Consider the following 524-nt stretch of genomic DNA (forward strand, 5'->3'; position numbering starts at 1 on the left):
GCGGCGTTATGTAAAGCGGGTAAAATTAGTATTTTTCTGTTTATTCGCTCTCTCCACCCATCGGTTTTCATCCTCGTCAAAATCAGCTCTTTCTGTCCCGATTCTTTGCCAAATTAGCCGTAAAATATTCCAAGGTTCGTGAGTTTCCTCATTCAGTTTCAGAGTTGGTTCGTGGTTGGTTTTACTGGCTCAAAGTGTGGAAAGGGCAAGGTTAACGAAAGTCGGTATTTGCTGATGGTTTCTTTCGTTCGATTTCCCAGACCCAAATGCAATTTTGGTCGCTGGTCATCACCATTTTTCACTTGTTGAGGCTTGGTCTGTAACATTGCTGGCTCTGCAAATTCGTGAACACTGTTGGGTTCTTTGGTTTTGGCTATTTCTTCGGTCGTACAGGCTTGGTTTTTCGTGGTAACTTTGGCTTATGTGGCTGAATTTACATAACAAAGCATTTAAGATGGATTCTCAACGCTTGGCAATTTCAGTCTAGGTCAGCTTTAGTGCTGAATGTGGCAAGGTTTAAGGTT

The 524-nt window shown here is 42.4% G+C and carries 1 protein-coding gene; it reads right to left on the reverse strand.

Features of this window, described 5'->3' with window-relative positions; all coding sequences use genetic code 11:
• Nucleotides 1–158: 158 nt before the first annotated feature.
• Nucleotides 159–326, reverse strand: coding sequence for a hypothetical protein (locus RH86_RS20525; protein ID WP_009385197.1), 168 nt, complete (start codon nucleotides 324–326; stop codon nucleotides 159–161).
• Nucleotides 327–524 lie beyond the last annotated feature (198 nt).

Source organism: Vibrio sp. N418 (assembly GCF_000222565.1).
Taxonomy (GTDB): Bacteria; Pseudomonadota; Gammaproteobacteria; order Enterobacterales; family Vibrionaceae; genus Vibrio; species Vibrio scophthalmi.